Here is a 17,721-nt window from a genome sequence, read left to right on the forward strand (position 1 = left end):
GCGGCCGGAGCCGGTGAAGGCCATGGGAGGATCGGGGGCGATATCGCCCGTACGTACGGACTCAACGCCGCGCCCCCAAGGAGCGTTCCATGGACACGTCCCCGACCCGCCAGCAGCCGGACCCGGCAGCGCTCGCGGCGACCGTCGCCGGCCTTCAGGCCCGCGCCCGCACCGAGCTCGCCGAGCTGGTCGCCTTCAAGTCGGTCGCGGACGAGGCGCAGTTCCCCAAGAGCGAGTGCGAGGCCGCCGCCCGCTGGGTGGCCGACGCGCTGACCGCCGAGGGCTTCCAGGACGTCGCCACCCTCGACACCCCCGACGGCACCCAGTCCGTCTACGGCTACCTCCCCGGCCCGGCCGGCGCCCCGACGGTGCTCCTCTACGCGCACTACGACGTGCAGCCGCCGCTGGACGAGGCCGCCTGGATCTCCCCGCCCTTCGAGCTCACCGAGCGCGACGGCCGCTGGTACGGGCGCGGCGCCGCCGACTGCAAGGGCGGCCTGATCATGCACCTCACCGCCCTGCGCGCCCTCAAGGAGCACGGCGGCGTCCCGGTCAACGTCAAGGTCATCGTCGAGGGCTCGGAGGAGCAGGGCACCGGCGGCCTGGAACGCTACGCCGAGGCCCACCCGGAGCTGCTGACCGCCGACACCATCGTCATCGGCGACGCGGGCAACTTCCGCCTCGGCCTGCCCACCGTCACGGCGACGCTGCGCGGCATGACGCTCGTCCAGGTCCAGGTCGACACCCTGGAGGGCAACCTCCACTCCGGAATGTTCGGCGGCGCCGCCCCGGACGCGCTCGCCGCGCTGATCCGCGTCCTGGACTCGCTGCGCGCGGAGGACGGCTCCACCACCGTCGCCGGCCTGGAGGCCCAGGGCACCTGGCAGGGCCTCCAGTACCCGGAGGAGGACTTCCGCCAGGACGCGAAGGTCCTCGACGGCGTCGGCCTCATCGGCGACGGCACGGTGGCCGACCGCCTCTGGGCCCGCCCGGCCGTCACCGTCCTCGGCATCGACTGCCCGCCGGTCGTCGGCGCCACCCCGTCCGTCCACGCGAGCGCCCGCGCGCTGATCAGCCTGCGCGTTCCGCCGGGCATGGACGCCGCCGCGGCGACGAAGCTGCTGCGGGCGCACCTGGAGCGGACCACGCCGTGGAACGCCCGCGTGACCACGGAACAGGTCGGCCAGGGCCAGCCGTTCCAGGCCGACACGGACAGCCCGGCGTACGCGTCGATGGCCGAGGCCATGCGCGTCGCCTACCCGGGCGAGGAGATGCAGACGGCCGGCATGGGCGGCTCGATCCCCCTGTGCAACACGCTCGCCACGCTCTACCCGGACGCGGAGATCCTCCTCATCGGCCTGAGCGAGCCGGAGGCGCAGATCCACGCGGTGAACGAGAGCGTTTCCCCCGAGGAGCTCGAGCGCCTGTCCCTCGCGGAGGCGGTCTTCCTCACGAAGTACGCGGCGAGCAAGGCCTGAAACCGCCGGCCGGGTCCGGCAGGTCGTCCACGACCTGCCGGACCCGGCCGGGGTTCAGTGCAGGATCTTCTCCTTGGCCCGCTGGAATTCCGCGTCCGAGATGTCGCCCCTGGCCTTGATCTCGGAGAGCTTGGCCAGTTCGTCGGCAGCGCTCCTGCTCCCCGGGCCGGCGGCCTCACGGACGTACTCGTCGAACGCCCGGCGCTGGGCCTGGGCGTGCCGTATCTCGCGGTTCCCCATCTCCCGGCCCCGGGCGAGGACGTAGACGAAGACGCCGAGGAACGGCAGGAAGACCGTGAAGATCAGCCATGCCGCCTTGCCCCATCCGCCGAGCTGGTCGTCGCGGAAGATGTCCCCGATGACGCGGAAGAGCAGCATGACCCACAGGACCCATAGGAAGATCCACAGGATGGTCCAGAACGCGCCCAGGACGGGGTAGTCGTAGGCGAGGTTCACATAAGCGCTCATGTCGTTCTCCTCATCTGATCGCCCGTAGGCGGTGGTCCGGAGGCCGCCGCGAGGATGCCGAGCAGCGCGAGGACGACGACCACGATGCCGAGGACCAGGGCGACGCAGGCCGCCGTGGGGTAGTTCCACAGGACCAGGGCCACGGCCCCGCCGGTGATGACGACGCCGGTCGTCCAGGCACGGTGGGCCCCCAGCCAGCGGCCCGTGGCACCCGTGCGCAGGCCGGACCGGGCGAGGGCCCTGCCGGTGGCCCCGGTGCCCCGGGCGGTCACCGACCGTACGAAGCGCGCCCCCCGCCCGGGTCCGTAGAGATAGCCGGCCACGGCGGTGATCACAGCCGTGACGAGCACGGTGCGGGTACTGGCCCGCAGGAACCGTACGAACGTGTCGTAGATGGTGCTCGCCGCGTCGGCGGGGAGCACGTCCGTGGGGACGGAACCCAGGTAGACCCTCCGCATGACGGCGAGCCCGATGAGCAGCACGACCATCATGACGCCGATGCCGATGGCGGCGGCCATCAGGCCGACCCGGTGCGAGGGCGCGGTCCAGACGGCGATCGCCGCGAGGGCGAGGGTGGTGACGGGCAGCCAGGTGCCGACCACGTCGAGCAGGCGCATCAGGCCCTGCGCCTTGTCCAGCTTGTCCGTCGTGAGCAGGGGAACCGTCTTGTCGACGTCCGGGATCGCGGCGGCCTTCTGGTACCCCTCGTCGACCAGTCGCTTCTTGACGTTGTCGACGAGTGTGCCGATGTCCAGGACGATGGTGTCGCCCCGGGCCTGAACGGCGCTGTTGCCCTCGCCGGTGAGGGTCTTCACCACCGCCGCGTGGGCGCGCCGGTTGGCGATGTCCCATGCCTCGGTGAACTGGTCACTGGTGACGACCTTGTTCACGACCGTGTGAACGGCCGTGGTCATGGCGTTCTTGAGCGGGCCCGTCAGGAGTGCGGTGTTGTCCACGACGGCGGACGGCGCTTCGGTCTTGGCCAGGGCGCGCCCCAGCGCGTCGGTGAGGGCGCGGAAGTCGACCTTGTCGACCACGTGGGCGGTCAGCCGGTCGGTCAGGGCGTTCCGCACGGACGGCGCGGTCGCGAGGGGGGCGACCGTCTGCACATAGCGGTCGGAGTCGGAGATCTGACTGTTCACCCACGCGGCCACGACGGCCAGGGGGGAGAGAAGGAAGGTGAGGACCAGCAGCACGGACGCCGTGACCGTACGCGCTCGCCGGTGACGCATGGTCGCCAGCCGGCGCAGTCGCTCGTACTCGTGGCGCTCCGCCGTACTCAGGGGTTCGGGGGCGGGTGGGTGTACGCCGGACGGGTCCATGGCTGCCTCCCTCCGCGCGGGACTTCGTCGCTCCCCACAAGGGCGGGAGCCGGTTCGGGGCGGGTGTGCCCTGGTGCGGCTCTCGTTCCATCGTGGTCCTCACGGGGCACGCCCGCCACGCGAGCGGAAGCGGTCCGGCCGGGTGACCCGCGGCGCCGGGAACGTCCACCACGCCTTCGGTCCGCCACCGCCGACCTATGGTGATCGTCGTGCCCGTGCGCGAGCGCGCCGGCCGTGGCAGCAGGGAGGAGGCTCATGCCGTGAAACGCTGGCGGGCCCTGGCCGTCCTCGGCACGGCCCAGTTCCTGATGGTCCTGGACACCTCGGTCATGAACGTGTCGATCAGCCGGCTGGTCGAGGACTTCCACACCGATGTCACGTCGATCCAGGCCGTGATCACCCTCTACACCCTCGTCATGGCCGCGTTCATGATCACAGGCGGGAAGCTCGGGGACATGGCCGGGCGGCGGCGCGCCTTCGCCGTCGGCCTCGCCGTGTACGGCGTCGGGTCCGCCCTCACCGCCCTGGCCCCCGCCCTGTGGGTGCTCACCCTGGGCTGGTCGGTGATCGAGGGACTGGGCGCCACCCTGGTCCTGCCGGCCCTGGCGGCGCTCGTCGCCGGCGCCTACCGGGGCCGGGAACGGGCGATCGCCTACGGGGTGATCGGGGGCCTCGCCGGTGCGGGCATCGCGGTGGGACCGCTGATCGGCGGGTGGGTGACGACGTACCTGACGTGGCGTCTGGTGTTCGCTGCCGAGGTCGTGGTGGTCGCCGCCATGCTGGCGTGCGTCCGCTGGATTCCCGACTCACCGCCGAGCTCCCGGCCCCGGCTGGACGTGGTGGGTGTGCTGCTGTCCGCCGCCGGGCTCGCCCTCGTGGTGCTGGGGGTCCTGCAGAGCGGTGCGTGGGGCTGGCTGCGGCCGCGCAACGTCCCCTTCACCGTCCTGGGCTACTCCCCCACCTTCTTCGTCATCGCCGCGGGCGGCGTGCTCCTGTGGCTCTTCCACGCCTGGGAACAGCGGCGTGAGGCACGGGGGCGGGATCCACTGGTGCGCTTCTCGCTCTTCACCATCCCTCCCCTGCGCGCCGGCCTGAGCATGCTGCTGGCCCAGAACCTCATCCTGCTCGGCCTGTTCTTCACCGTCCCCCTCTACCTGCAGATCGTCCAGGGGTTCAACGCCTTCCAGACCGGACTGCGCCTGCTGCCCACGTCGGTGACGATGCTGGTGTCCGCCCTGTCCGGCCCGGCACTGGGCAGGATCGCCGGACCGCGCACCATCGTCCGGTCGGGCCTCGTGGTCCTGCTGATCGCGACGCTGTGGCTGATCAGCGCCATCCGGCCCGACATCGACAATCTGTCCTTCGGGTCGGCCATGGCCGTCCTGGGCCTGGGCATGGGGCTGCTCGCCTCCCAGCTCGGCAATGTCACCCAGTCCAGCGTGGGGGAGGACGAGCGCGGCGAGGCGGGAGGGCTGCAGTACACGGCGCAGAACCTCGGCTCGTCCCTGGGCACCGCGCTCATCGGCTCCCTGCTGATCGGCGCGCTCGTGAGCGTCTTCACGACGCGGATCGAGGGCGACCCCAGGATCTCGGACGCGGTCCGCCAGGAGACCGGCGTCGCCGTCGAAGGGGGCGTCAGCTTCGTCAGCACGACGCAGGTCAAGCACGCGGCCGAACGGTCCGGGCTGTCGCCACAGGAGACGGACGCCGTCGTGGACGCCTACACGAGCGCCCAGATCGAGAGCCTCAAAGCGGCCGTCCTGGCCACCTCGGCCATCACGCTCGTCGGTTTCGCCTTCACCCGCCGCCTTCCGACGGCCCGGCTGACGGCCACCCCCGGCCAGGGGGCGGCCCCGTGACGGACCGCCCGCCGGTAGGGGCGATCGTGCGCCCCCTGGCCACCGCGACGGCCATGGTGCTCGCCTACTACCTGCTGCCCATGGACAAGAGGTTCACGGGCGGGGCGGCGGTGACGCTCGTCCTGGGGCTCGCCGCGCTCCTGCTGCTCTTCCTGCGGCAATTGCGCTCGATCTCCTCCTCGTCCCGGCCCCGCCTGCGCGCGGTCGAGACGCTCGCGACGACCGTGCCCCTGTTCCTGCTGATCTTCGCCACCACGTACTACCTGCTGGAGCGGAGCCTTCCGGGAAGTTTCAGCGCGCCCCTCGACCGCACGGGAGCCCTCTACTTCACCCTCACCGTCTTCAGCACGGTCGGCTTCGGCGACATCGTCGCGACCTCGGCGGCGGCCAGGGTCATCACGATGGCCCAGATGACCGCCGACGTCCTGCTGGTCGGGGTCGCGGCCCGGGTGGTGGTCGGCGCGGTCGAGACGGGCCTGCGCCGCCGCGATGCTCCGCGGGAGGACGCGTGAGACCGTCCTCCGCCCGGCCCGTCCAGCCGGTGGCGGTCGAAGCACAGGCACTGCTGCCGATGATCTGGGGCGACCCCGAGCACATGCCCGAACAGCTCGCCCTCTTCGCCGTCCGCCGCTTCGGACCCCGAGCGGCCGCGGCGGTCGAACGCCGGCGGGAGCGTGCGCCCGGCGCGGGACCCGACGAGCTCAACGCCGGCATCATCAGCCGCGGCACGCGCGCGACGATCGCCGAGGGCGCGGTGGTGGGCGGCCCGTTCGTCGTCTTCGTCCCGTTGGGCTTCGTGGCGGCACTGCTCGCGCGGGCCCAGATGGTGCTGGAGCTCGCAGCGGTGGCGGGCCACGCCCCGGAGAGCGAGCGACGGGTCGCCGAACTCCTGCTCCTGCAGGACGTCTACGCCTCGCTGGACGAGGCGAACAAGGCACTGGCGCGCACGGAGCGACACCCTCCAGGAGGGGCGGGGCGGGTACCACGACGGACGCGCTGGCGGTTGATCCTGAAAATGGCGGCGCTGCTGGGACTCATCGGCGGCGGAAAACGGAGCAGGGCCCGCCAGGCCCTGTCCGTCGTGTCCTTTTCCGCCCTCTTCCTCATCGGGCTGGCCCTGCCGTGGATCTGGATGCCGGTACTGGCCCTGTTCTACCAACAAGCGACATCGCAGCTGGGGACGAAAGCGGCAACGTTCTACGCACAGGGTCAGGCCACCGCCCGCAGACACCGGCGGTGGACCCGCCGCGGCCTGAAGGCCCCGGGCATCGCCTCCGTGCTGCGGTTCGTGGCCCTGGCACTCCTGCCGGTGGCGACGGCGGGCGCGGCGATCCTGGCCGAGGCCCGCATCGCCGGCGGCCCGTGGGGCACCGCCCTGATCGTCCTGTGCGCGGTCTCACTGGTGACGGCCGCCATCTGGTACGGACGCCGATGGGCCGGCGCGAGGCCGAGGTCCCGGCACAAGCCGCCCCGAAGGGGGTGACGTGAGGGGGCGGGGGTGGAGGTCCCGGCAGAAGCCACCCCGAAGGGGGTGACGGAAGGGGGCGGGGTGGGGTGGACGGGCCCTGGTAGGGGCGTAAAGAGCTCTTCGCCGCTGGAGCACAATACGGGGCACCCGATACCAAAGTGGCAGGCACCGCGAAGAGCTCAGCCCCGTAAGGGCCCGTCCACCCCACCCCGCCCCCGACCCACGACGGTGCCGCACCACAACGCACCCCGCACATCACCCCACCGGCACCCCAGCCTCCAGATTCATCACCCGCCCCCCTTCCCGCGCCCGCAACGCCCACCGCAACCGCCTCAACCGCACAGGCGGCAGCATCGTCGACGCCTCGTCCTCCGTAACGAACCGCCACCCCCGCAACTCCGCCCCCGGCAGCAACACCTTCCGCGCTTCCCCCGAACTCAACCGCCCCCCGTCGAACAGAAACCGCAACCCCCCGAAACCCGGCGGCTTCGGCGGCTCCCAGTCGACGACCAACAACCGCGGCACAGCGGTGAGCTCGATCCCGATCTCCTCCGCGACCTCCCGCATCCCGGCCCGTGCGGGCGCCTCCCCCTGCTCGACGACACCGCCGGGAAACTCCCACCCCGGCTTGTACGTGGGGTCGACCAGCAGCACACGGTCGTCCTCGTCGAACAGCAGCACCCCGGCCGCGAGCGTCGCCGCCTTCGGCTCGGGAGTCTGGACGATCGGGCAGTACCCGGCGGTCCCGTCGCGCACGGCCTCGGCGATGCGCTCGGCCGTCTCGAACGGGGTCAGCCGCCCGTTGTCGACGACGAGCCCGTCCCCCGACAACCAGGACCGCGCCTCCCGATAAGCGGCGACATGGTCCCGCGCCCACTGCCGCACGGCCTCACTCCGAACGGCGTCGTCCGGAAACTCGACGCGTCCCTCGATCCGCCTCCGAAGGATCGTTTCCTCGGACGTCAGCACCACATGCCGCACCCGGATCGCCCGCGCGGCCAGCGCCCCGAAGATCTCGTCCCGGTACTCCTGCCGCAACAGCGTCATGGGCACGATGAGCACCCCGCCCACCTCGGCCAGCAGCGCGGAGGCGGTGTCCACGACCATCCGCCGCCAGATCGGCAGGTCCTGGTAGTCGCAGACCTCGCTCAGTCTCTTCGGCGGCAGCAGATACCGCAGCGCCCCGCCGGTCACCTCGGGGTCGTAAAGAGTGCTGCCCGGGATGAGCCGGGTCAGTTCCCTCGCCGTGCTGGTCTTGCCCCCACCGAACGCGCCGTTCAGCCAGACGATCACGGTTCCCCCTCCTCCGTAGCCCCCGGTGACGGCCCCGGCTCCGTAGCCCCCTGTGACGGGCTCGGGAACACAGTGCCCGCACCACCTTGCCACGGAAACGTGTACGAGCGGCATGGGGCGCGCTCCCGGCCACGGCCCGCCGAGGAAGCACCGGCGGGGCACCGCGGACCGCCGTCCACCCCGCCCGAAGCCACCGGCCAGCGGCCTGATCAGCCGTCACATGCCGCTGGCGGTTCCACTGACGGTTGCCTCCCCCGTCCCGCTCCCCAGCCCCCACAGCCCCGCCTCCGCGGCGGCCGCCGCGGCCGCGCCCACCACGCCCGCGTCGGAACCGAGCCGGGCCGGGAGCACCTCGACGCCGGAGGCGAAGGACAACGCCGCGTAGTCGCGCAGGTGTTCACGGAGCGGCCCGAAAAGGACGTCGCCGGCTTCCGCGACACCGCCGCCTATGACCGCCACCTCGATCTCCACGAGCGTCGCGGTGGCGGCGATGCCCGCCGCGAGGGCGCGCGCCGCCCGGGCGAAGGAGGCGAGCGCGACCGGGTCGCCCGCGCGGGCGGCCGCCGCGACGCCGGCCGCGCTCCGATCGCCGTCGGGCCCCGGCCGCCAGCCCGCCTCCAGGGCGCGCCGGGCGATATGGGGCCCGCTGGCGATGCGCTCCACGCACCCCCGGGATCCGCAGGCGCAAGGATCCCCATCCAAATCAACACTGATATGACCGATATGACCCGCATTACCTGTGGGCCCCGACCGCAGCCGGCCGCCCAGGACCAGCCCCCCGCCGACCCCCGTGGACACGACCATGCAGAGCGCGTCGGCCCGTCCCCGGGCGGCGCCCTGCCAGTGCTCGGCGGCGGTCATCGCGACCCCGTCGCCCACGAGCGTCACCGGCAGCCCGCCCACCCGCCGGGTGACCTCGGCCACCAGCGGAAACCCGCGCCACCCGGGCACGTTGACGGGGCTGACGGTTCCGGCGGAGGCGTCGACCGGGCCCGCGCTGCCGATGCCCACCGCCCGGACCAGCGGCCACTCGGCGGAGCGGGCCAGCTCGTCGAGGACGGCGGCCACGGCGGCCATGACCGTCGCGCCGTCCTCCCGGGCCGGGGTGGGCCGGCGGGCGCGGACGCGCGGCCGTCCCGCACCGTCCACCAGCGCTCCGGCGATCTTGGTGCCGCCGATGTCGAGAGCGGCGACGAGGTCGCCGGAGTCGGTGTGCACGGTGCCGGTCTCTCTCCTGTTCCAGGGGAAGTTGCACGGGAAGTCCCACGGGAGGGCCCACCGCAAGGCTGCCGCAATCGCGACCGGGCCGCCGCGACCGCCACAAGCTCACCGCAAGGCCGCCGCAGGGTTTTCGGGACGTCAGTCTCTCCGGGCTTGACAACGTTGTCCAGGCCCTATGCTCGACGTCACTCCGGACATCGGAACCCGCACCCGGAACTCCGCACACCGGAACCGCACTCGGAACCCCGCACTCGGAACTCCGGACACCGGACGCACGCCTCAGCCGCCCCTCCCCGCGCAAAGGACCAGCGATTGTGAACGACGCCGCCACCGGCCGGCTCCCCCGCTACGGCAACCGGCCCACCATGAAGGACGTCGCGGCCCGCGCCGGGGTGGGCCTCAAGACCGTCTCCCGCGTGGTGAACGGCGAGCCCGGCGTCACCCAGGACACCGAGCGGCGCGTCCAGGAGGCGATCACCGCCCTCGGCTTCCGGCGCAACGACAGCGCCCGCGTCCTGCGCAAGGGCCGCACCTCGTCGGTGGGCCTCGTCCTCGAGGACCTCGCCGACCCCTTCTACGCGCCGCTGAACCGCGCCGTCGAGGAGGTCGCCCGCGCCCACGGCGCCCTGCTCATCAACGGCTCCAGCGCCGAGGACCCCGAGCGGGAGCGGGAGCTCGCCCTGGCGTTCTGCGCCCGCCGCGTCGACGGACTGATCGTCATCCCGGCGGGCCACGACCACCGCTACCTCGAACCCGAGATCGCCGCCGGCGTCGCCACCGTCTTCGTCGACCGCCCGGCCGGGGAGATAGCCGCCGACGCGGTGCTCTCCGACAGCCACGGCGGCGCCCGGGCCGGCGTCGCCCACCTGATCGCCCACGGCCACCGCCGCATCGGCTTCATCGGCGACCGGCCGCGCATCCACACCGCCGGGGAGCGGCTGCGGGGTTACCGCACCGCGATGGCGGACGCCGGGCTGCCGGTCTCCGACGGCTGGGTCTCGCTCGGCCCGACCACCCCGGAGCGCGTACGGGCCGAAGCGGAACGCATGCTGACGGGCGAACACCCGGTGACAGCGTTCTTCACAGGAAACAACCGGGTGACGGTCACGATCCTGCGTGTCATCGCGCGGTCGCCCCACCCGGTGGCGCTCGTGGGCTTCGACGACCTCGAACTGGCCGACCTGCTCTCCCCCGGCGTCACGGTCGTCGCGCAGGACGCGGCCCGCCTCGGCCGCACGGCGGCGGAGCTGCTGTTCCACCGGCTGGACGGCGCGGAGGACGCGCCCCGCCGCGTCGAGCTGCCGACCCGTCTGATCGTCCGGGGCTCGGGCGAACTCCCACCGGCGGAACGCTGAACGACGGCTGGACGACCGCGCGCCGTCGGTGGCCGGTCGCGCAATTCCCGCGCCCCTGACGGGGGGGGCACCACACCCGCCCGGTCAGACCCCCCGCACCGGCGGCCGCACCTCCGGCCGTCCCGCCAACCGCTCCAGCCCGCCCCGGTCGAGCCCGGTGAGGCCGGTCACCTCCGCCGTGTCGACGGCCCCGCAGTCCAGCCCGCGCAGCAGGTGGCCGCTGAGCGCCCGGGCGGTGGCGGGCTCGTCGAGCACGTCGCCCCCGGCCCGCTCCGTGTACGCCACGAGGCGGGCGGCCGCCCGTTCGAGCCCCTCGCGGTAGTAGGCGTACACGGCGGCGTAACGGGTCGGCAGGTGTCCCGGGTGCATGTCCCAGCCCTGGTAGTACGCGCGGGCCAGCGACCGGCGGACGAGCCCGTGGTGCAGCCGCCACGCCTCGTGGACGCGCGCGGTCGTGCCGACGGGCAGCACGTTCGTCGAGCCGTCCGAGAGGCGGACGCCCGTGCCGGCGGCCGCGACCTGCATGACGGCCTTGGCGTGGTCGGCCACCGGGTGGTCCGGCGCCTGGTGGGCGGCGCCGACGCCGCAGGCGGCGCTGTAGTCGAAGGTGCCGTAGTGCAGCGCGGTGACGCGTCCGGCGCCGGCGTCGATCAGCCGGGCGACGGTGGCCCGGCCGTCGGCCCCGAGGATCGCCTGGGTGGTCTCGATCTGTATCTCGAAGCGGATCCGGCCCTCCGCCAGCCCGTGCGCCGTCTCGAACTCCCCGGCCAGCCGCGCCATCGCGACGACCTGTTCGGGATAGGTGACCTTGGGGAGGGTGAGCATCAGCCCGTCGGGGAGTCCGCCGGCCTCCATCAGGCCGGTGAGGAAGACGTCGAGGGTGCGGATGCCCCGGTCGCGGACGGCCGCCTCCATGCACTTGACGCGCACGCCCATGTAAGGGGCGGCCGTACCGTCGGCGTACGCCTTCGACACCAGCCGGGCGGCGAGGGCGGCGGCCGCGTCCTCCTCGGCGTCCGGGCGCGGCCCGTACCCGTCCTCGAAGTCGATCCGCAGGTCCTCGACGGGCTCGCGCTCCAGCTTGGCCCGCACCCGCTCGTACACGGGCCCGGCGAGTTCACCGGGCAGCCCGAGGACGGCGGCGAACGCCTCCGCGTCGGGGGCGTGCTCGTCGAGGGCGGCGAGCGCCCGGTCGCCCCACTCGCGTACGGTGCCGGCGGTGAAGGCGTCGGCCGGGACGTAGACGGTGTGCACGGGCTGACGGGCGCCGGCGTCGCCCGGATAGCGCCGGGCGAGCTCGGCGTCGACCGCCGCGAGGGAGCTGCCGACGCTCTCCCGCACCGCGCTGCTGAAGGTCGTCGCTATAACCGACTGCTGCCCCATGAATGCCCTCCCACCCCACCGCGACTTCCACTTCGCGGAATCGACCATCCACACCGACCATCCGTGCCGCGAAGTTAGTCAGCGGAGCGCCGAGGGGTCAACACCCCCTCCGCGGGGGCTCAGAAGTAGTCCCGGACCACGTGCTCGGCCGCCCGGTTCTCCGCCGTGGGCGGGTCCAGTTCGCTCAGCGACAGCAGGTCGGTGTCGTCGCGCAGATACTTCTCCCATTCCTCGGCCATCTTCTCCTGCTGCTCGCGCGGCAGTTGTTCGACGTCGTCTCGGCTCGCGGGGCTCAGAGCATGGAGGAACCGCGTCACGGTGTCAGTCTGCATGCCGTATCTCTTCCAACGCCCGGTCACGACGGACACCCCGGCCCCCGCCCACATCACCCGGACGGCGGCGGCCCCGACGGCTCCCCTTCGGCGGCGTCGTCCGGGAGCGGACCGGGCCGACCGAGAGCGGACTGGACCGTTCGGGTGGTCTTTCGACTGAACGGGTGATCCCGGGGGGATCGGCTCAGCAGAGGCCGCGCACTGCGCGCCCGCACGGATCGGAACGGAGAGCCCGATCATGTCCCCTCGCGAAGAGCCGCACTTCCCCGACTTCTCCGCCTTCATCGACGGCGTGCGTGCCATGGACCATGCGCGATTCAGCGCCGCCCGCCCCGCCACGCCCGTGGCGGCGGAGGATTTCGACGCGATGAAGGCGCACGTCCAATCCCTCTACGCCGGCATCGTGGACGTCCCCCACAGCTTCGTGGACGACAACGGCCAGATCTTCGACTGCGTCCCCGTCGGGAGCCAGCCGGCCCTGCGCGGCGTCGCCGAGGCCCCGGCCGCTCCGGTCGACGCCCCGGCCGCCCCCGGCCCCGCCGTCGCCCCGCAGAGCCTGCCGCTGCTCCAGCAGCTGCGGTCGGACCGCATCGACAGGTTCGGGCACGCGATGGCGTGTCCGCCGGGCACGATCGCGCTGCGCCGGATCACCCTGGACGAGCTGGCCCGCAGGGGCACCCTCCGGGACTTCTTCCGCAAGAGCCCCCTGGGCACCGGCCGCCACCCCCGGCTCAGCCCGCCCGCCGTACAGGCGGGGCTCCACAAGTACGCCCACGCCTACCAGGTGGCCGGCAATCTCGGTGGTCACAGCTTCATCAATGTCTGGGACCCCGCCGTCGGCTCGCAGATCTTCTCACTCTCCCAGCAGTGGTACGCGGCGGGCTCGCCGGTGCAGACGGTGGAGTGCGGCTGGCAGGTCTACCCGGGGAAGTACGGCACCACCCAGCCGTGCCTCTTCATCTACTGGACCGCCGACGGCTATCAGCGCACCGGCTGCTACAACCACGACTGCTCCGCCTTCGTCCAGACGAACCCCAACTGGGCCTTCGGCGGCACGCTGGGCCCGGTGAGCGTGCTGGGCGGCGCGCAGTACGAGCTGGAGGTCACCTGGTACTTCAACGGCGGCAACTGGTGGCTCTACCTCGGGGGCACCACCGTCGGCAACGCCGTGGGCTACTACCCCGGCTCGCTGTTCGGCAGCGGCCCGCTCGCCTCCGGCGCGGCGTCGGACGTCGACTACGGCGGCGAGGTCGTGGACAACACGGCCTGGCCCCCGATGGGCAGCGGCCTGTTCGCCTCGGCGGGCTGGCAGTTCGCCGCCTACCACCGCGACGTCGTCTACTACCCCACGGCGGGCGGCGCGGCGCAGGCATCCCTGACGGCGTCCCAGCCCTCCGCGAACTGCTTCACCTGCGACGTGCGGCACGCCGCTCCCCCATGGAACGAGTACTTCTTCCACGGCGGCCCGGGCGGCACGGCCTGCACCTGACGACGGTGCCGCGCGAACGCCGCAGGGCCCCCACCCCGGCGCGCGGCCGGGGCGAGGGCCCTGTCAGGAGCGGGCGGGATCAGCCCTTGCGGGTCTTGATCTCCTCGGTCAGCTGCGGGACGACCTCGAAGAGGTCGCCCACGACGCCGTAGTCGACGAGCTCGAAGATCGGGGCCTCGGCGTCCTTGTTGATGGCGACGATCGTCTTCGAGGTCTGCATGCCGGCGCGGTGCTGGATGGCACCGGAGATGCCCGCCGCGATGTAGAGCTGCGGCGAGACGGACTTGCCGGTCTGGCCGACCTGGTTGGTGTGCGGGTACCAGCCGGCGTCGACCGCGGCGCGGGAGGCGCCGACCGCCGCGCCGAGGGAGTCGGCGAGGGCCTCGACGATGGTGAAGTTCTCGGCGCCGTTGACACCGCGGCCGCCGGAGACCACGATCGCGGCCTCGGTCAGCTCGGGGCGGCCGGTGGACTCGCGCGGGGTGCGGGAGACGACCTTGGTGCCGGTGGCCTGCTCGCCGAAGGAGACGGCCAGCTGCTCGACCGTACCGGCGGCCGGGGCGGCCTCCGGGGCGGCGGAGTTGGGCTTGACGGTGATGACCGGGGTGCCCTTGGTGACGCGGGACTTGGTGGAGTACGAGGCCGCGAAGACGGACTGCGTGGCCACCGGGCCCTCGGCGCCGGCCTCCAGGTCGACGGCGTCGGTGATGATGCCGGAGCCGATGCGGACGGCCAGGCGGGCCGCGATCTCCTTGCCCTCGGCGGAGGACGGGACGAGCACGGCGGCCGGGGAGACGGCCCGGTACGCGGCCTCGAGCGCGTCCACCTTCGGTACGACGAGGTAGTCGGCGAACTCGGGGGCGTCGGCGGTGAGGACCTTGACCGCGCCGTACTCGGCGAGCGTCGCGGCGGCGGTGTCCGCGCCGGCGCCCAGGTGCACGGCGACGGGCTCGCCGATGCGGCGGGCGAGGGTCAGCAGCTCGAGGGTGGGCTTGCGGACGGCGCCGTCCACGTGGTCGACGTAGACGAGAACTTCAGCCATGGTGTTGCTCTCCTGCAAGTACGAAGGGAGGGGTGGGCGTTCGGGCTCAGACGCTGTGCCGACCCGGGGGACGAACCCCGGGCCCCAGCCGTCAGACGAACTTCTGGCCCGCGAGGAACTCGGCGAGCTGCTTGCCGCCCTCGCCCTCGTCCTTGACGATCGTGCCGGCCGTGCGGGCCGGGCGCTCCGTGGCCTCGTCGACCTTGGTCCAGGCGCCCTCCAGGCCGACCTCGTCGGCCTCGAGGCCCAGGTCGGAGAGGTCCAGGGACTCCACCGGCTTCTTCTTGGCGGCCATGATGCCCTTGAAGGACGGGTAGCGGGCCTCGCCGGACTGGTCCGTGACGGACACGACGGCCGGGAGGGACGCCTCCAGTCGCTCGCTCGCGGCGTCGCCGTCGCGGCGGCCGGTCACCTTGCCGCCCTCGACGGCCACCTCGGAGAGCAGGGTCACCTGCGGCACGCCCAGGCGCTCGGCGAGCATCGCCGGGACGACGCCCATGCCGCCGTCGGTGGAGGCCATGCCGGAGACCACCAGGTCGTAGCCGACGTGCTCCAGGGCCTTGGCCAGCACCAGCGAGGTGCCCAGCGCGTCGGTGCCGTGGAGGTCGTCGTCCTCGACGTGGACGGCCTTGTCCGCGCCCATGGACAGCGCCTTGCGGAGGGCGTCCTTGGCGTCCTCCGGGCCGACGGTCAGGACGGTGATCTCCGCGTCGTCGTCGGCCGCTTCCTTGATCTGCAGCGCCTGCTCGACCGCGTACTCGTCGAGCTCCGAGAGCAGACCGTCCACGTCGTCGCGGTCGACGGTCAGGTCTTCGGCGAAGTGCCGGTCGCCGGTGGCGTCGGGCACGTACTTCACAGTGACAACGATCCTCAAGCTCACGCCGGCTCTCCTACTGCATCGTCTCTATCAAAGCTGCCTTGGCAGGCAGCATAGGCGCCTGGTGGGGCGGACCCCGGTCGGTACGGCACCCGCCCTCGACCGGAATGTTACTCGTCAGTACATCGAGGCTGTTCACCGAACGCAAGGCCGGTCGACTGTGATCTGCCCAACGCGCGGAGAAGGGACTCCTCAGTCGCGCAGAGCGTTGAAACTTCCCTGGTGGTAGAGAAGGGGCCGGCCCGTACCCGTGGGGTCGCCGGCGACCGCCTCGGCGAGCACCAGACGGTGGTCCCCGGCGGGCACCCGGGCCACGACGCGGCAGACCATCCAGGCCAGGACGTCCTCCAGCAGCGGCACCCCGTGCGGGCCGGGCCGCCAGCCCGTGGCCGCGCCGAACCGTTCCGCGCCGCTGCGCGCGAAGGTGGCGGCCAGCTCCCGCTGGTGCTCGCCGAGTATGTGGACGCCGACGTGCTCGGCCTCCGCCAGCACGGGCCAGCTGGAGGAGCCCGTGCCCACGCCGAAGGAGACGAGCGGGGGCGTCGCCGCCACCGAGGTCAGGGAGGTGGCGGTGAAGCCGACCGGGCGGGCGCCCTGGGCGGTGATCACCGCCACGCCGGCCGCGTGCCGGCGGAACACCGAGCGCAGCAGCTCGGGACCGGCCGGATCGGCGGCGTCGAGTCCGGGGGAGGCCGTCATGGGGTTGCCCTTCTGCCGAAGTGGACGAAGTGGGGCACGGCGAAACGGTGCACGGCGAGGCGGTACACGGCGAGGCGGTGCACGGCGCGTCAGACCGCCGCGCCCAGTGCCGCGATGACATCGGCCCGTCTCGGCTGCCCGGTGGCGCGCCGCACGACGCGCCCCGCGCCGTCCAGGACGAGCGTGGTGGGGGTGGCGGTGACGCCCAGCGCGCGGACGAGCGCCAGCCGTGCCTCCGCGTCGACCTCGACGTAGGCGACGCCGTCGACCATGGCCGCGACGTCCGCGAGGACGCGCCGGGTCGCGCGACACGGCTGACAGAAGGCACTGGAGAACTGGACGAGCGTGGCCCGCTCCCCCAGCTCCGCCACTCCGATCCCGGCGGCGCTCAGCCGCTCCGGTACGCCTTCCCGCTCGTCCCCTACGGGCACGCTCACCCTCCCTCGTCCGTAACCGGTGTCGACCTCCGGTCGCTGCTTGCAGCATCATCGCCCACGCGGAAATTTCCCGACGTGACGAGGATCTCGTGTGCCCCGGGGCCGCCCGGCTGGCTCCTGGGCGGGCATTCGGGCACGATCTGGCAGATAGTCGGCGACGGGCCACGTCCCTACGTTCGCGTAACTTAGGGGCTTCAGCACATCAGCGTTTCAGCCGGGAGCACCCTCCCCAGGCCGGAAGGATCTTCCCGATATGGCAGAGCTCGTCTACCCCCCGGTGATCGGTATCGCCCGCACCATGTTCAAGGCGCTCGACCTGCGCTTCGACATCCAGGGCAGCGAGCACGTCCCGGCCCGGGGCGGGGCGGTCCTGGTGAGCAACCACATCGGCTACCTCGACTTCGTCTTCGCCGGGCTGGCCGCCCGGCCCGCCAAGCGGCTGGTGCGCTTCATGGCCAAGGAGTCCGTCTTCCGGCACAAGGTCTCCGGGCCGCTGATGCGGGCGATGAAGCACATACCCGTCGACCGTGCGGCGGGCATGGACGCCTACAAGCACGCGCTCTCCGCCCTGCGGTCGGGCGAGGTCATCGGCGTCTTCCCCGAGGCCACGATCTCCACCTCCTTCACCCTGAAGAACTTCAAGTCCGGCGCGGCCCGGCTGGCGCAGGAGGCCGGGGTGCCGCTGGTGCCGATGGCACTGTGGGGCACCCAGCGGCTGTGGACCAAGGGCCACAAGCGCGATCTGGGCCGCAACCACATCCCGGTGACCATCCGGGTGGGCGAGCCCGTGGCCGCCGATCCGGCGGAGCCCGCCGAGCAGGTCACCGAGCGCGTCCGCGCCCGGGTCCAGGACCTCCTGGAGGCCGCCCAGCGCGCCTATCCGGTCCGTGCGGAGGGCCCCGGGGACAGCTGGTGGATCCCCGCCCACCTCGGCGGCACGGCCCCCGCCCCGGCGATCGCCCGGAGCTGATCAGAACAGCGCCTACCGGAACAGCCGG

Annotated in this window: 17 protein-coding genes; 7 read left to right on the top strand and 10 right to left on the bottom strand. The window is 72.7% G+C overall.

Annotation, left to right across the window (positions count from 1 at the left end):
* Positions 1-89: 89 nt before the first annotated feature.
* A complete protein-coding gene (locus tag ACX9I7_RS13530) occupies positions 90-1,478 on the top strand; it encodes a dipeptidase (RefSeq protein ID WP_358628866.1) in 1,389 nt (462 codons plus the stop codon).
* Between the two features lie 54 nt (positions 1,479-1,532).
* Here ACX9I7_RS13530 and ACX9I7_RS13535 read toward each other — a convergent pair whose 3' ends face one another.
* On the bottom strand, positions 1,533-1,946 hold the full coding sequence (locus ACX9I7_RS13535) for an SHOCT domain-containing protein (protein ID WP_387572860.1): 414 nt from the start codon (positions 1,944-1,946) through the stop codon (positions 1,533-1,535).
* Entirely contained in the window at positions 1,943-3,268 is a 1,326-nt protein-coding gene (locus ACX9I7_RS13540) for a hypothetical protein (protein WP_459387469.1), read from the bottom strand. The genes ACX9I7_RS13535 and ACX9I7_RS13540 overlap by 4 nt, the downstream gene beginning before the upstream one ends.
* A 260-nt stretch (positions 3,269-3,528) precedes the next feature.
* Between ACX9I7_RS13540 and ACX9I7_RS13545 the strand changes: the two genes are divergently transcribed.
* Genes ACX9I7_RS13545 through ACX9I7_RS13555 form a run of 3 tightly spaced genes read left to right on the top strand, consistent with a single transcriptional unit; the run spans position 3,529 to position 6,610 of the window.
* Positions 3,529-5,127: an MFS transporter gene (locus ACX9I7_RS13545; protein WP_459387470.1), complete on the top strand. Its 1,599-nt coding sequence runs from the start codon at positions 3,529-3,531 to the stop codon at positions 5,125-5,127.
* On the top strand, positions 5,124-5,639 hold the full coding sequence (locus tag ACX9I7_RS13550) for a potassium channel family protein (RefSeq protein WP_459387471.1): 516 nt from the start codon (positions 5,124-5,126) through the stop codon (positions 5,637-5,639). Before ACX9I7_RS13545 ends, ACX9I7_RS13550 begins: the two co-directional genes overlap by 4 nt.
* The gene (locus tag ACX9I7_RS13555) at positions 5,636-6,610 is read left to right on the top strand and encodes a hypothetical protein (protein WP_459387472.1); all 975 of its coding nucleotides are present in this window, start codon (positions 5,636-5,638) and stop codon (positions 6,608-6,610) included. The genes ACX9I7_RS13550 and ACX9I7_RS13555 overlap by 4 nt, the downstream gene beginning before the upstream one ends.
* Before the next feature lie 240 nt (positions 6,611-6,850).
* Here ACX9I7_RS13555 and ACX9I7_RS13560 read toward each other — a convergent pair whose 3' ends face one another.
* Together ACX9I7_RS13560 and ACX9I7_RS13565 are read right to left on the bottom strand one after the other, a co-directional pair.
* Positions 6,851-7,888: an NUDIX hydrolase gene (locus ACX9I7_RS13560; protein ID WP_387572875.1), complete on the bottom strand. Its 1,038-nt coding sequence runs from the start codon at positions 7,886-7,888 to the stop codon at positions 6,851-6,853.
* Positions 7,889-8,104: 216 nt separating this feature from the next.
* Positions 8,105-9,106, bottom strand: a complete 1,002-nt coding sequence (locus ACX9I7_RS13565) for an ROK family protein (RefSeq protein ID WP_387572878.1) — start codon at positions 9,104-9,106, stop codon at positions 8,105-8,107.
* A 368-nt stretch (positions 9,107-9,474) separates the two neighbouring features.
* Here ACX9I7_RS13565 and ACX9I7_RS13570 point away from each other — a divergent pair, with 368 nt between their 5' ends.
* Positions 9,475-10,464, top strand: coding sequence for a LacI family DNA-binding transcriptional regulator (locus ACX9I7_RS13570; protein WP_459387509.1), 990 nt, complete (start codon positions 9,475-9,477; stop codon positions 10,462-10,464).
* 84 nt (positions 10,465-10,548) lie between these two features.
* Here ACX9I7_RS13570 and ACX9I7_RS13575 read toward each other — a convergent pair whose 3' ends face one another.
* Both ACX9I7_RS13575 and ACX9I7_RS13580 read right to left on the bottom strand, forming a co-directional pair.
* Positions 10,549-11,847 carry a DUF6986 family protein gene (locus ACX9I7_RS13575; protein ID WP_387572881.1) on the bottom strand — a complete coding sequence of 433 codons (1,299 nt, stop codon included), beginning with the start codon at positions 11,845-11,847 and terminating at the stop codon, positions 10,549-10,551.
* A 119-nt stretch (positions 11,848-11,966) separates the two neighbouring features.
* The gene (locus ACX9I7_RS13580; protein ID WP_189450695.1) at positions 11,967-12,179 is read right to left on the bottom strand and encodes a hypothetical protein; all 213 of its coding nucleotides are present in this window, start codon (positions 12,177-12,179) and stop codon (positions 11,967-11,969) included.
* A 238-nt stretch (positions 12,180-12,417) separates the two neighbouring features.
* Between ACX9I7_RS13580 and ACX9I7_RS13585 the strand changes: the two genes are divergently transcribed.
* Positions 12,418-13,668, top strand: a complete 1,251-nt coding sequence (locus ACX9I7_RS13585; RefSeq protein ID WP_459387473.1) for a neprosin family prolyl endopeptidase — start codon at positions 12,418-12,420, stop codon at positions 13,666-13,668.
* A 79-nt stretch (positions 13,669-13,747) separates the two neighbouring features.
* On the opposite strand, the gene ACX9I7_RS13590 is transcribed toward ACX9I7_RS13585, so the two are convergent.
* The 4 genes from ACX9I7_RS13590 to ACX9I7_RS13605 form a co-directional block, all read right to left on the bottom strand.
* Positions 13,748-14,710 (bottom strand): electron transfer flavoprotein subunit alpha/FixB family protein, encoded by a 963-nt coding sequence (locus tag ACX9I7_RS13590; RefSeq protein ID WP_358632715.1) that lies wholly within the window; start codon positions 14,708-14,710, stop codon positions 13,748-13,750.
* Positions 14,711-14,801: 91 nt separating this feature from the next.
* Entirely contained in the window at positions 14,802-15,590 is a 789-nt protein-coding gene (locus ACX9I7_RS13595) for an electron transfer flavoprotein subunit beta/FixA family protein (protein WP_189450701.1), read from the bottom strand.
* Positions 15,591-15,779: 189 nt separating this feature from the next.
* The gene (locus ACX9I7_RS13600) at positions 15,780-16,286 is read right to left on the bottom strand and encodes a flavin reductase family protein (RefSeq protein WP_189450703.1); all 507 of its coding nucleotides are present in this window, start codon (positions 16,284-16,286) and stop codon (positions 15,780-15,782) included.
* 89 nt (positions 16,287-16,375) lie between these two features.
* Complete coding sequence (locus ACX9I7_RS13605; protein ID WP_459387474.1) at positions 16,376-16,717, bottom strand: TlpA family protein disulfide reductase; 342 nt, start codon at positions 16,715-16,717, stop codon at positions 16,376-16,378.
* 259 nt (positions 16,718-16,976) lie between these two features.
* Here ACX9I7_RS13605 and ACX9I7_RS13610 point away from each other — a divergent pair, with 259 nt between their 5' ends.
* A complete protein-coding gene (locus tag ACX9I7_RS13610) occupies positions 16,977-17,693 on the top strand; it encodes a lysophospholipid acyltransferase family protein (protein ID WP_358632708.1) in 717 nt (238 codons plus the stop codon).
* Positions 17,694-17,721 lie beyond the last annotated feature (28 nt).

This window comes from Streptomyces sp. L500 (genome assembly GCF_054551825.1).

Excerpts from the sequence above, each read along its gene's own strand:
- ACX9I7_RS13590 (WP_358632715.1), bottom strand. The coding sequence starts at position 14,710 with ATGGCTGAAGTTCTCGTCTACGTCGACCACGTGGACGGCGCCGTCCGC.
- ACX9I7_RS13585 (WP_459387473.1), top strand. The coding sequence starts at position 12,418 with ATGTCCCCTCGCGAAGAGCCGCACTTCCCCGACTTCTCCGCCTTCATC.
- ACX9I7_RS13600 (WP_189450703.1), bottom strand. The coding sequence starts at position 16,286 with ATGACGGCCTCCCCCGGACTCGACGCCGCCGATCCGGCCGGTCCCGAG.
- ACX9I7_RS13580 (WP_189450695.1), bottom strand. The coding sequence starts at position 12,179 with ATGCAGACTGACACCGTGACGCGGTTCCTCCATGCTCTGAGCCCCGCG.
- ACX9I7_RS13540 (WP_459387469.1), bottom strand. The coding sequence starts at position 3,268 with ATGGACCCGTCCGGCGTACACCCACCCGCCCCCGAACCCCTGAGTACG.
- ACX9I7_RS13570 (WP_459387509.1), top strand. The coding sequence starts at position 9,475 with ATGAAGGACGTCGCGGCCCGCGCCGGGGTGGGCCTCAAGACCGTCTCC.
- ACX9I7_RS13530 (WP_358628866.1), top strand. The coding sequence starts at position 90 with ATGGACACGTCCCCGACCCGCCAGCAGCCGGACCCGGCAGCGCTCGCG.
- ACX9I7_RS13535 (WP_387572860.1), bottom strand. The coding sequence starts at position 1,946 with ATGAGCGCTTATGTGAACCTCGCCTACGACTACCCCGTCCTGGGCGCG.
- ACX9I7_RS13610 (WP_358632708.1), top strand. The coding sequence starts at position 16,977 with ATGGCAGAGCTCGTCTACCCCCCGGTGATCGGTATCGCCCGCACCATG.
- ACX9I7_RS13575 (WP_387572881.1), bottom strand. The coding sequence starts at position 11,847 with ATGGGGCAGCAGTCGGTTATAGCGACGACCTTCAGCAGCGCGGTGCGG.